A 12,283-nucleotide genomic window follows, 5' to 3' on the forward strand; every position below is an offset into this window, starting at 1 on the left:
TGGAGGGAATTTAACTAATAAAAAAACTCGTTTAAAAAAGTTAAACGAGGTTGTATTTGATTTTATTTTTGTTGAGTTTTGAGTTGTGCAACGGTTACTGGTGTTAGCAGAAGTTGTTATTAATCTTTGAATAATGATACATCATTTATTAGTTTGTGTAAAATGACAAACATTTTCATTTCTTGATCTATATTATTTTCTGGATATATTTTTTTAGTAAAAAGAAGATATTTACCTAAAAAATTAAAGGAAATATAAGCTTGAAATTTATAGCATTGAAGACTATCCGTACTAAAAAACGGAAATATATTTGCTCTTGCTACATCTTCATTTTCGTCTATTATTGTTATTAGGTTTGCTACATCTAAACTTCCTGTATGTGCAATTTCGGATAGAGTTGAATATAGTTCTTTTGTTGCTCCTTTAGATTCGTTATTAACGTTTGGAGTTTTTTTTGTTAACTTAATAAGTTCTTTTTTCTCAAGCTCTGAAAATCTTGTTGATGCTTCTAATTGCTTTCTAATTAATGTAGTTGCTTCAATAATGTCACCTTCCATTATTAATTTATTAATTAAAAAATGTGTCCTTAAAAAAGAAGCGCAAATACTTATTTGATAAGATATATTATCATTTATTTCTTTGGTTGGAGTATAAAAATTTTTTGAAATTTTAAGGAATAAGCCATCTATAAGAATTCTCAAATCTGAAAGTTTATCAATTTTTGATTCTTCAGTTTTATATTTCTTACTTGAATTAATTCTAGAAGTATTAGATTTAGTAATGAAATCACTAATTTCTTCAAAGTAACTAATAATAATATCTTCAAATTCTTCAGATAAGTTTTCCATACAATTTCCGCTAACGTTTCTGGGCTTGGCGTCAGTGGCGGAAATTGAAGCGAAAAGTTTCAATTTAGCGACACGGTAAGCAAAAGCCAATTAATTGAATAAATTTAAGAAAAAAGTCAATATAATTGGCTTTTTGCGAAATAGAATGCCGAAACTTCAATTTAAGCCTTAACCCGCCATTGCGCCAAACCTTTGTTAGTGGCTGGCTTTGTTTTTGTTTTCGAATTCAGTCATATACGCTTTTGAGTTTCTTATTCTATCTATGGTTTCAAGTAGTGCAAAAAATTTATAACCATTAGCTGAAGTTTGAAATTCATAGCTATTTATATTTCCATCCGTGTTGTTAGATAAAGATGGAATTTTTTCACATAAACCATATGACATTAGTGTTGGTCCTAAATTATAATATATAAATGAGCCTTCTGATGTAGGATGATCCCAATCTATTCCTGAATTAAAATATGGTAGGAATATTTCAAATGCTGTCAGAAGATTTAAATTCTTTGTGCCAGCTTTAAATGCCAATTCATCAGGTAGTTCAATTTCTGTTGTTAAAAGAATATTATTTAAATCTCCAAATCTATAAAATCCAACTTTTTCGTTTAGAATATTTTTTTCAACAGCATTCTTATTTTTTATGAATTTTAAATACAAGAAATATAATAATATTAAAATTATTGAAATTAATAATAGAATATATAATTTAACTTCTAACCTAAGAAAGTCTTGAAAAAGAGTTTTTATATTTTTATAATCTAGGAATTTAACAATAAACGCTGTAAAAATAGGAATCAAGATTAACAAACCACTTGCTATTATTTGACTAATAACTGAGTCATTCCATAATTTGAATAAAATGTTTTTAGCATCTTTTTTGTCTGTAATACTTTTCGTGATTAAATCTTGTTTATCTTCTTTCATATTTAGTTGGTTTCTTGAAAGCTTGCCACTAACTTTTGTATTAACGAATATACAAACATTATCAATAAAGTATATTAAATAATAAAGTTGTATCATCAGTTACTAAATTTTAACAAAAGAATCTTTATAATAATTCTTGATATTTAACGCTTCCGTAGCTTCCGTAAGTAAAATTGAGCAAAAAGATTTTTTTGTTTTTTGAGGTTTGAAAAAAAAAGTTTTAAACGAAGAAAAGAATGCAAAAAGGAGAACGATATGTTCTCCTATGCGTAGTTTTTAGCCGATGAGGACAGTTTTTTTATTTTGGTGATTTTACAATTTTCTTTTTTGGTGAAAATAAGTTACGGAAGTTACGGCGTGAAAAATGATGAAGTGTAAAGTAATGGGATGAAAAATTCACTTGTTTGGGTTTTATCTTCCGTAAGATCATTTTGAATAAAATTTAAGTCATTTTTTTGTCATCAGTAAACTTAAATTCCCTTATTTAAATTCATTTTGTCGTGATCTAAAACGAACTAAAATTGTTTACTTTCATTTTTATTCATGGCTTTATTATTTTATAAATATTGTATTCATGAATCCTATGGATTTGTCTTGACACAAAAACGAAACAAAAAAGTCAAGGCTATAAAACGATTAACCTAAAAGTGAATATTGATTCGGGAATAAATTAAATCGCTCCTTAAAGTCGGTAATTTATTCTTGTCCTACTCAATATTCATTTTCTTAACGGTATCGTTTTAAATGCCGAATTTATTCTTCATCTAAAATTTTAGACTCTTTTTGTACTTGGTCATAATCTTTTTCCTTTACGGCATACACATAATTTTTACCTTTTGTAACTCTTAAAAAGCCTAATTTCTTTAATGCTTTTCCTAACTGACTGACGGTTGAATTGTTGATGTTGATGTTACCGAAATAGGCTAACCTTGTAGCTATTTGTGTGGTGTTGAGAAAAGCTGTTGCTGTTTCTCTGTCGGCTTTTTCGAACCACGTTAGTAGCAATTCTTCTTCTGGAGATTTGATTTGGTATTTCTCGTTGTTTTCGTTGATGGCTTTAATTTCTTCGTTGTTGAACCAGAATCGGAAACCATCATCAATTAGTTGTAATGCTTGTTTGTAACAGTTGTCTAAATTGACATTATGATGATATTCGATGTATTCGACCTCGAAACATAAGAAACGACGAGAACCTGTGGTATCATTTAGGAATTGTGCTGTATTAACACTTCCTGCAAATGAAGCTCTACGAGGTAATGTTTCGTTGTTGTGTCCGTATGCTTTTCTCATTCGGATATGGGATTTGGTAATGATTTCTTTTAATGATCCTATTTCAGTTTTGTTTAGGTTTTCTAATTCGTCTAGGTTGATGAGCATACATTCAGCTAAATGAATTAGTGTGTCTTTGTTGTTCGGATTAATTGTTCCAGAAAATAAATACTCTTTTAATGGCTTAGGAACTAACTTTTCCATCCAGGTTGTTTTTCCTATTCCTTGTTTCCCACTGAATACAATTACTGTTTGATTGACTACTTTTTCATTTGTTACACAAGCCACCATGGCGATAAACCATTTTTTAAAACACTCTAACCATAATTCTTGATTGGTTGTTGTGATGGTATTTGCTAATTCGGTGATGTAATCGACTTCTTGATTTATCTCTGGTAAGGATGAAAAATACTCTTTGAATGGATCAAATTGTTCCACATAATCCGATAGCAATAAATAGCGTAAACCTTGAATGCTGCATTTCACTTTTGCTTTTAGAACTTCTCTTAATATGGAGTTTTCTACAAAGTCGGTTATAGGCTTAAAAGCCCCACCTGACCTCCCCAATGGGGAGGAATTTCTTTTGGTTATATTACGGTATTCCAGTTTGCCAGTTACAATATTGTACCTAAAGTTGTACCTTTTATTTAGGAACATTTCTAAGCGTTCTATGGCAGCAGGTTTTTCTTCGTCATCATCCCCTTCGACTTCGCTCCCTTCGACTCCGCTCAGGGAACGTTTAGCATTTGTTTTTGGTGTTTTATACTCCTTATCTGTGCCAAATTCGTGTGTATTGTTGTACGCACTTTTTACTGCGTTCATTACTTCTATTTCGTTGTAATTGTAATCGGATAAAATGAAACCTAATGCTTCTGCATAACTGATTCCTTTTCGGTTTAGGTTACACGCTAATTGATGTACAAAGTTATTTCGGTTTCCTTCGACATAATCCATTTTCTGTTTTGTGAATCTGACGCAATGTTCAATGAGCGTATTTGTATCTGGTGTAAATGGGGTTTGATACGTTTCTTTAAAACTATTCTGTGTATTGTTTCGATGTGTTTCATTGGAGTTGTGGGTTTGGGGTTGTGGGTTTTGGGTGTTACTCATTTGATGAGATCCTGCACTTCGACTACGCTCAGTGACCTGTTCTGGGGAGCTATTTTGAAAAGGATGACGAGCGTGATGAGATCCTGAAACAAGTTCAGGATGACTAACTGAATTAGATTTCTCGACAAGCTCGAAATGACAAGACGAATGAGGTTCTGCACTTCGGCTTCGCTCAGTGACCAGAAATATATCTGCATTTGGGTTGAAAAAGATTTCTGGATCGTAGGAGTAGAAGCATAGCCTGGTAATGTCTTTTCCGGATTTGTCAATTTCGATTTGTAACTCTTTTTCGTAAAATTCTTTTACAATGTTGTACGTGTTTTTGTGTTCGTCTTGGTACGTTGAAACCTTGATGAACAGCTTTAATCCGTTGTTGGATGGACTGATAAAAGCGACAAATGTTGTACTTAATTCGATGGCTTTTTGTTTGATTTCGGCTAACTTTTTTTGTTCGACTTTATCAATATCCAGTACAATGATTTGGTTGTAATTTTGAAGGTAGTCTAATTTTCGACCGCCTTTGAATGTGGCACTTGGTGTAAAAGCCAATAGTGATTTCTTTGCTTTTTCATAAGGTTCCATCTTGCCTTGTTCTAAGGATTTGCGCAAGTACAGGATTTGGCTTTTGTATGTTCCTTCTTTGATTTCTGTGACGATTTGTTCTACTGGAACTGTGTTGATGACTTCGTTGAAGTTTTGGAATAAGGTGAATTTCATTGTTTACGTTTTATGTTCTACGTTATAAGTTTTACGTTTGAATAGACTGTTCTCTACTTTGGTTCTTGTCTTGACACAAAAACATTTGAGATGTTAGCTATTATTATGTTCATTTTGGCTTGATCCAAAACGAACCAAAAGATCAAGGCTTCAATTCTCGACGGTCAATCTTCATTTCGTTACACTAAAATGTTTAAATCACTCCTTTCAGTCGGTAAACATTTTTGCGCTTCTCTCAATGGATTGACGCTCGTCTGCGAATTGTTATGCCAGTTTGATTTAGATGCCGATACTCTATTTTTTTTTAGCGTTTGTTAGAAAATGCTTTGTTGTAGTGTTCGTTTAGTAGCTTTTCGACGTCGGACATTTTGTAGTAGATTTTGCTTCCGACTTGGCAGAAGGAGATTTTACCTTCGTCTCGCCAGGTTTGGGCCGTACGTTTCGAGATTTTCATCAGCATGATGAATTCTTGGTTGTCCATAAATGTGTCTTGCTTTGAAGACAAGGCTTTGTTTAGCTTCTTTTTGATTTCCTCTAATTGATTTACGATTGCATCGTATTGATCTTTTGTTAAAATAATTGCTTCCATATTTTTTTGTGTTTTAAAATTCTGAAGCAAAGGAAATGGATGAAAAAAAGTCGCTTGGTCTTATGTTGGTCTTATAAGACTATTTTTTTTTGAAAATCGCTTGAATAAAGGGATAATAGGTGATGTTGTCTTCAAGGTCTTATGGTGGTCGTAAGACTTTTTGGAGCAAAAAAAATCCTAACTCGGAAGTTAGGATTAGGATTTTATTTATTTTGTAATTAATCTACAATTGTAAATGTTGAAACTACAGTTTGTGTTTCATTCAATGTATTAGGATTAGAAACAATTATACCATATTCACCTGGTTCGCTAACGGATAATTTAATTAAATAAGAACTTTGACCATATTTCTTACCAACAAAAGAAACATACTCTAAATTGTTACTTTTAGATGATCCTAAAGAACTAATTGCTGATAATTCTGCCCTTCTATATTTTTTCTTTTGTTCAAATTTGAAAACTTGAATAACAGCCATAGGATCAGTATTATTATCAATATTTCTAATAATAAATCTTACATCTTCATTCTTTTTAATTAAAGTTTTAGAACAACATCCCTCAATCTGAATTTGTTGTCTCACTTTTCCTATTCCCGTCATTATTAACCCTGTTGAGGCAACAGTTCTTGTTTGAGTTAAACTTTTTTCTAAATTAACATATGAATCATCGTTTTTTAAATAAATAGCTTCTCCAACAAATTCAGGTTCTTCAACATTTTGAGCAAAAGCATTTACATTTAATAAAATAAACGCAAATGGTAATAATAATTTTTTCATATCAAAATTAAATAATTAAATAAAAACGAATATATAAACTATTAAGAATTATTGCAAAAATATCAATTTACTATATCTTCTATTTCAATTCGTTTGTCTCCGTTTGGCCTTTTATCTTCTCTGGAGGGTGTGAGAATGGTACGAACGGTTTTTAAACTAAGGTCGTTTCCATCTTTATCCACGAAACTTGCTACGATGACTTTTGCAATATCATTGAGTTCGCCATCGAGAAAAGATTTGCCATCGACAAATAATTCTCTTGATAGTTGGTAAAAGATATCGACTAGCTGATTGACGTTGCCATTGAATTGCAATTTCTTGAAATCTGCTTTTTGATGAGCCGCTTTTAATTCGGCTTGCATTAACTCGTCTTTCAGTTTGCGCATATGTTGCAGATGCTCAATTTTCTTTTGGCATTGAATCGCGAAGTTCTCCAGTTTCTTGTTCTCAAATTCCAATACAGCTTGTTCATATTCGTGCTTTTCCTGTGTCAGAAATAGAATCTGTTCACAATAATCCTCCATCTGTTCTAACTTTTTGGAAGTTTGATGAAATGAAAAATAACGTTCTTCGGATTCGGCATTAATGAACTTGGCTTTTGGTCTGGTCGTCACATTTACCGATGAAAGCAGTTTGAGTTTAACACGTTTACTTTCGATAGACGTATAAATCTTCATCATTTTGGCTACAATTTTAGTCTTACGAAATATCTTTTCGTTTGCAGCAATGAGTTTTTCAAACTGATCCAACCAAATCAGTTTTTGAATGACCATTTGAACGTGATGGTAAATAAAATTGAGTACATCTGAAATCGAAATTTCTAAAAGCTTCTAAATAATTGAAGTGCAATAACGAAGATTGGAAAAATCATCATCGGATTTCATGTCAAAAATGCTGTTGGATTCATCTGATGATTTAAGTAAAGTGATCTCGTTAAATCCTACTTCTTGAATGTTAAGATAATCCATCATAAAAATTAAACTTTGATTTTAAATTTACTTTTATACATAGTTTTAGTTTACGCAAAAAAAAAGAAAACCAATAACTTAAATCTATATTTTCATCAATTTTAATTCGTTATTTTTCACAAAAAGCAAACTTTGTTTACATTATATATAAAAATGTCAATGATTTGTTTCGCTTCTCAAATGTGATAAATAAAGCTAATTTGAATTTTATTGATGAATACATATGTCAACTTTGTTCGCATTTTGTTTTTCGTAATTTATTCTAAAGTAAATGGTAATCAAGCCAAAATATGTCGCTTATGAACGATATTGCATTTTTACTCCATGTATTGCATTTGGGAAAATGGACGTACATATTTTTAAAATCGCGTACACTTATAAAAAAAGACGTACAATTTTTAAAAATCACGTACAATTAGAAAAAAAGACGTACATATTTTTAAAATCACGTACAATTAGAAAAAAAGACGTACATATTTTCAAAATCGCGTACACTTAGAAAAAAACACGTACATATTTTCAAAATCGCGTACACTTAGAAAAAAACACGTACATATTTTTAAAATCACGTACAATTAGAAAAAAAGACGTACATATTTTTAAAATCACGTACAATTAGAAAAAATGACGTACATATTTTTAAAATCACGTACAATTAGAAAAAAAAGACGTACATATTTTTAAAAATATTTGCGTTTGTACATGCTTTAATTTATGGTGATGCTTAAAGAGTGTATTCTACTTTCTACGTTGAAAGGTTAGGTATCTATCTAAAAATTTTTAAATATGGGGGCATTTTTATACCGTAATTTGAGAGAAGACAAACATCATTTCGGTAGCAATTTGAATACTACGTTGATGGTAAACTTCTGCTTGTTCGGTTGTACCATCCGAAATTTTAGGATCTTCGTAAGTTATTGTAATTCGTTTTTCTGCTCCTGGAATATAGGGGCAACCCTCATCTGCTTGCGAGCAAGTAAGTATAGCAGCAAAGTTTGAAACTGGATTATAAGCATCATCATACTTTTTAGAAAAACCAATAATTGGTAAACTATTCTCATCGAATTTTATGGCATAAATTGGATTATTACTATCTGCGATTTTAAAGATTTGAAAGCCTTGATTGATTAGCGTTTCAACTACTTTTGGAAACAATGCTGTTTCTTCAGTTCCTCCAGCATAACAATTTACATTTTGAACCTTATAAAAATATGAAGCAAATTGTGCCCATACTTGTGCTAAATGACTTCTTCGAGAATTGTGTGTACAAATGAAGTTGAGATTTATAGTTTGGTTATCATTTACTTTTTCTTGAATATAAGCAACCAAAGGTTGCAAAATTGCATACCTTTGGTCACTTATTGTCTTGATTTTTAGAATTTCTTCTACTGTATTTTTTAATGCTTTGTTCATTATAAAAAATTCTGCCTAACAACATCCAGAATTAGGTGTACAACAAGAAGATTTTTCTTCTATTACTCTAAATTTATTTTGTGTTGCAACAGGAATACCACAAGCATCTTCCGCTAGACAAGCCGTTTTTTTATTTTTTAAAATGAAATGTTTTCCATTAAATTGTAAATCGTATTTCCCAATTGTAGTCGATTGATATTCTACTTCAATTTCGGCGTCTTCGATCCCTAATTTATTTTCGGATAAACGAATAATGTTTAATAATTTTCCTGGCTTTAAACGATGTTCATAATCGTCTGCATTCCACAATTGGAAGTTCACCACTTTTTCATTTCTCATGACTCCACCACAATCAATAAATTTCTTTGTGATTTCTCCCACTTCAGTCACGTGGAAATGTTCTGGTACAAAAGTACCATCCTCTAATTGAAATTCAACATTCTCTAATGTTGGTAGAATTTCTTTGATTTCAGAAAGTTTCATTTTATTTAAAATATTATATTAATCGTAATATTACGATGATTGATTTTAAAAAAATGCCTTAACAGCATTTCTCTATTTTTACATTTTGATTAAAAAAACACGAAAATTCATTTTGAATCGAAGCCCAAACCTTTTCATCAATACAATAGCAAACAGATTTCCCTTCAATAGAACCTTGAATGATTCCGATTTTCTTAAGTTCTTTTAAGTGTTGAGAAATCGTAGCTTGTGCTAAGCCAAGTTCATCCACAAGATCTGTACAAATACAGGCATTTTGTTTGATGATATACTGAAGGATAGCCACTCGAGCTGGATGTCCTAATACTTTGAACAAAGTAGCTAGTTTATTTTGCTCGTCCGTAAAGATTTCCGATTTAGTTGTTCCCATTCTAAAAAATTATCATTGCAATATTACGATATGTTTTAGGGATAATAAAAATTTTTATGTTAATTATTCCATATATTGCTCTACAACTTTGTCTAATTCTTCGTTTACGATTTTAGGATAAAAAAAAATTCTGTTAAGTTTTTCAACCCAACAGAATTCTATTTTTATTTATACGTTTGAAATTAATTATTTAATCGTAATGAAAACGGCACTTTGCTATTAATATCTGACCGTCTTCGTACTTGTAAATTAAACGATGTTCTTCATCTATTCTACGTGACCAAAACCCTGAATATTTATGTTTTAATGGCTCTGGTTTCCCTATACCAGTAAAAGGAGTACGTGAAATATCTTTCAATAAATCATTGATTCGCTTTACTTTTTTCTTATCGGTTTTTTGCCAAAATAAATAATCTTCCCAAGACTCATCTACGAAAATATATTTCATCTATTCTTCGATTAATTCTCTTTCAAAGGATTGATCACTTTTTAATTTTTCAATGGCAGCATCTAATCTTGATTCATTGATACGAGAGGATAATTCGTGATTTGTAGCCATTAAAGAATTGTACTCTTCTAATGACATGACCACAATACCAGAATCTTTCCCTCTGTTGATGATTAAGGTTTCAAAATTCTTTGAAACTCTATCTAAGTAAGATTTAATATCTTTTCTGAAATCTGAAACACTTGCTATTAACATAATCTTGTATTTTATTATGTACAAATATATGTACAATATTTTGATTTTCAAAATCTATTTTCATCCATCATTTTAAAATAAACATTTACTATTCAATGAATTGCTCGACGGCTTTGTCTAATTCGTCGTTGACGATCTTCGCATAAATTTGGGTGATTCCGATATCTGAATGATCGAGAAGCTTCGAAACACACTCAATACGCATCCCGTTAGCAAGTGCTTGGGTTGCAAAAGTGTGACGGCTCAGGTGAAATTGTAACGTAAATGGAAACTCTAATTCTTTCCCCATTCGACGCAGTTTCTGCCCGCATAATGCATTTTTGTTGGAAATGTATTTGGCTTGGTATTCTCTGGTCTTTAAAAAGAAATCATCGTCTTGAATAACCGGAAAAATAAAATCTTCCGGTTGAGAATTTTCGGTTTTGTATTTCTTTAGTATTTCGATGGCCGTTTTACCGATTTTGAATTGGTGAGAGCGGTGCGTTTTTCGGATGTCTAAACTGATGCGTTGTTCTGTTTCGTTGTAGTTTTTCCATTGCAAAGTTACGACATCGCTAAAGCGTAATCCTCCTGCATAACAGCTGAAAATAAACATATCGCGAAAGAATACATCGGCTTGGCAAAATGCGGGATTAAGTGCTAAATTGAACTTCTCGCCTTTTTATTCGCCAAAAGCTGATTGCTTTTGTTTTTTTATTAAATTTACCAAAAGGCTCACAGCTTTGGCTACGTCTCGGTCTAAATTGAACTTTCGCTCAATTCAAGCCCGCACTTCGCATTCTATGGATAAAAACAAACCTTTTTTATGTTTTTTTTATGTTTTTTTTCTATTTTTTTATGCTGCAAATTTTTGAATATTTACATAAGCAGATCCACGATTGATTACTGCAAATACTCTTCCTAATAGTTTGCATCGGATATTATTTAGAACCAACATTTTTGATTTCCCTTCTTCCAATTTCTTTTCGTAATAGAGCTTTAATTCTGGATCACATTTCTTTGCATTCATTGCACACATATTAAGCAATGATTTTAGTTTTTTATCGGCAAAATGACTTACTTTCGTTCGTCCTTTGATTGAACTTCCTGAGCTGTATTCAAACGGAGCTACGCCAGCATAACAACTTAATTGACGTGAATTTTTAAAGGTTGTAAATCCTTTGGTTACTAATATCAAATAGATTGATGTCATCGGACCTAAGCCAGGAATACTTTGTATGAGTTTATTTTGATGATGCAATTCATCATTCATTTTTACAATTTCTTGCATTCGTTTTTCTATCTTTTCAATGGCTTTCTTTAGGTGATTTATGGTCGATTTATTCACGCGCTCTATCTCAGAAAACACCTCTTTTGGTAAATATTCTATACCTTCTTTTGTACTGTCTAAAACCTTGATGGCCTTAAGTAATTTCTCACGTTCTGTAAATAATAAGCGAAGTTTTAAAAGATCTTTTTCTGGAATTTTACCTAATCTCAATTTGTAAAAATGTGTATGAGAATAAATGGCAATATCCTTCGAATCGGCTTTGTCTGATTTACCACGTACAAGTCCTTTACTTCGTTTGATTTCAATTGCTGGAATCATCCAATAATCCAACTCTTGATCCGATAAAAAACAACACAATGGCATAGAATACACACCGGTATCTTCAAAACTAAAAAGTACGTCTGATGTGTGAATTTCTCTCTTTTTTAAAAACTGTAAAAGCTCCTTTAATCCTTTTTTATCATTTGTTACGATAAAATGATGGGATTGATGAAGTTCATTTTCTTTACAAATCGTTACATCTAATTTTAATTTAGATACATCAATACCAATAAAATACAAATACTTTTTCATACATTTGAAATTAAGATTTATAAAAGGAGTTGATTACTTTATAGCCTTTAGTAGACCTCGATGTCTCTCATTCTATTTGAAGCTGATCAACTTTTGTAAAAGGATTTGTAGAAGACTAATGCGAAGTATAGATCTCGAAATCTTGCCAAGCCGATAGGTCACTTCTACAATCCTTTTTTATAAGTAATTTAATAAAAAACAAAGTAAAGGCCAAGCCGCGGCTCGTTGTACGCAATTTTATGAAAAACCGTAACC

At 31.3% G+C, this 12,283-nt stretch carries 13 protein-coding genes; all 13 read right to left on the minus strand.

The genetic code is table 11. The annotated features are described in order from the left end of the window. Positions 1–119 precede the first annotated feature (119 nt). Positions 120–848 carry a hypothetical protein gene (locus tag AC1QSP_RS04645; protein ID WP_484079994.1) on the minus strand — a complete coding sequence of 243 codons (729 nt, stop codon included), beginning with the start codon at positions 846–848 and terminating at the stop codon, positions 120–122. Between the two features lie 195 nt (positions 849–1,043). Next, the gene (locus AC1QSP_RS04650; RefSeq protein WP_484079995.1) at positions 1,044–1,769 is read right to left on the minus strand and encodes a hypothetical protein; all 726 of its coding nucleotides are present in this window, start codon (positions 1,767–1,769) and stop codon (positions 1,044–1,046) included. 753 nt (positions 1,770–2,522) lie between these two features. Beyond that, complete coding sequence (locus AC1QSP_RS04655; RefSeq protein WP_484079996.1) at positions 2,523–4,865, minus strand: VapE domain-containing protein; 2,343 nt, start codon at positions 4,863–4,865, stop codon at positions 2,523–2,525. 304 nt (positions 4,866–5,169) lie between these two features. Further along, positions 5,170–5,454: a helix-turn-helix domain-containing protein gene (locus AC1QSP_RS04660; RefSeq protein ID WP_322969519.1), complete on the minus strand. Its 285-nt coding sequence runs from the start codon at positions 5,452–5,454 to the stop codon at positions 5,170–5,172. A gap of 218 nt (positions 5,455–5,672) precedes the next feature. Then, complete coding sequence (locus AC1QSP_RS04665) at positions 5,673–6,230, minus strand: hypothetical protein (RefSeq protein WP_484079997.1); 558 nt, start codon at positions 6,228–6,230, stop codon at positions 5,673–5,675. 62 nt (positions 6,231–6,292) lie between these two features. Next, positions 6,293–6,979 carry a hypothetical protein gene (locus tag AC1QSP_RS04670; protein WP_484079998.1) on the minus strand — a complete coding sequence of 229 codons (687 nt, stop codon included), beginning with the start codon at positions 6,977–6,979 and terminating at the stop codon, positions 6,293–6,295. Positions 6,980–7,996: 1,017 nt separating this feature from the next. Next, entirely contained in the window at positions 7,997–8,611 is a 615-nt protein-coding gene (locus tag AC1QSP_RS04675) for a low molecular weight phosphatase family protein (protein WP_484079999.1), read from the minus strand. A 15-nt stretch (positions 8,612–8,626) separates the two neighbouring features. Beyond that, positions 8,627–9,094, minus strand: coding sequence for a DUF6428 family protein (locus tag AC1QSP_RS04680; protein WP_484080000.1), 468 nt, complete (start codon positions 9,092–9,094; stop codon positions 8,627–8,629). 58 nt (positions 9,095–9,152) lie between these two features. Further along, positions 9,153–9,482: an ArsR/SmtB family transcription factor gene (locus AC1QSP_RS04685; protein ID WP_484080001.1), complete on the minus strand. Its 330-nt coding sequence runs from the start codon at positions 9,480–9,482 to the stop codon at positions 9,153–9,155. A gap of 190 nt (positions 9,483–9,672) precedes the next feature. After that, a complete protein-coding gene (locus tag AC1QSP_RS04690) occupies positions 9,673–9,930 on the minus strand; it encodes a Txe/YoeB family addiction module toxin (RefSeq protein ID WP_114999210.1) in 258 nt (85 codons plus the stop codon). Next, positions 9,931–10,185, minus strand: coding sequence for a type II toxin-antitoxin system Phd/YefM family antitoxin (locus AC1QSP_RS04695; RefSeq protein ID WP_484080002.1), 255 nt, complete (start codon positions 10,183–10,185; stop codon positions 9,931–9,933). An 88-nt stretch (positions 10,186–10,273) separates the two neighbouring features. Further along, positions 10,274–10,780, minus strand: coding sequence for a site-specific integrase (locus AC1QSP_RS04700; protein WP_484080003.1), 507 nt, complete (start codon positions 10,778–10,780; stop codon positions 10,274–10,276). Between the two features lie 240 nt (positions 10,781–11,020). Continuing rightward, positions 11,021–12,028 (minus strand): IS110 family RNA-guided transposase, encoded by a 1,008-nt coding sequence (locus AC1QSP_RS04705; RefSeq protein WP_484079968.1) that lies wholly within the window; start codon positions 12,026–12,028, stop codon positions 11,021–11,023. Positions 12,029–12,283 lie beyond the last annotated feature (255 nt).

The organism is Faecalibacter sp., assembly GCF_057177045.1.

What these genes read in the sequence shown, in the direction of transcription:
- AC1QSP_RS04675 (WP_484079999.1), bottom strand. Translation starts at nt 8,611, where the DNA reads ATGAACAAAGCATTAAAAAATACAGTAGAAGAAATTCTAAAAATCAAG.
- AC1QSP_RS04700 (WP_484080003.1), bottom strand. Translation starts at nt 10,780, where the DNA reads ATGTTTATTTTCAGCTGTTATGCAGGAGGATTACGCTTTAGCGATGTC.
- AC1QSP_RS04705 (WP_484079968.1), bottom strand. Translation starts at nt 12,028, where the DNA reads ATGAAAAAGTATTTGTATTTTATTGGTATTGATGTATCTAAATTAAAA.
- AC1QSP_RS04650 (WP_484079995.1), bottom strand. Translation starts at nt 1,769, where the DNA reads ATGAAAGAAGATAAACAAGATTTAATCACGAAAAGTATTACAGACAAA.
- AC1QSP_RS04655 (WP_484079996.1), bottom strand. Translation starts at nt 4,865, where the DNA reads ATGAAATTCACCTTATTCCAAAACTTCAACGAAGTCATCAACACAGTT.
- AC1QSP_RS04660 (WP_322969519.1), bottom strand. Translation starts at nt 5,454, where the DNA reads ATGGAAGCAATTATTTTAACAAAAGATCAATACGATGCAATCGTAAAT.
- AC1QSP_RS04680 (WP_484080000.1), bottom strand. Translation starts at nt 9,094, where the DNA reads ATGAAACTTTCTGAAATCAAAGAAATTCTACCAACATTAGAGAATGTT.
- AC1QSP_RS04685 (WP_484080001.1), bottom strand. Translation starts at nt 9,482, where the DNA reads ATGGGAACAACTAAATCGGAAATCTTTACGGACGAGCAAAATAAACTA.
- AC1QSP_RS04690 (WP_114999210.1), bottom strand. Translation starts at nt 9,930, where the DNA reads ATGAAATATATTTTCGTAGATGAGTCTTGGGAAGATTATTTATTTTGG.
- AC1QSP_RS04665 (WP_484079997.1), bottom strand. Translation starts at nt 6,230, where the DNA reads ATGAAAAAATTATTATTACCATTTGCGTTTATTTTATTAAATGTAAAT.
- AC1QSP_RS04645 (WP_484079994.1), bottom strand. Translation starts at nt 848, where the DNA reads ATGGAAAACTTATCTGAAGAATTTGAAGATATTATTATTAGTTACTTT.
- AC1QSP_RS04695 (WP_484080002.1), bottom strand. Translation starts at nt 10,185, where the DNA reads ATGTTAATAGCAAGTGTTTCAGATTTCAGAAAAGATATTAAATCTTAC.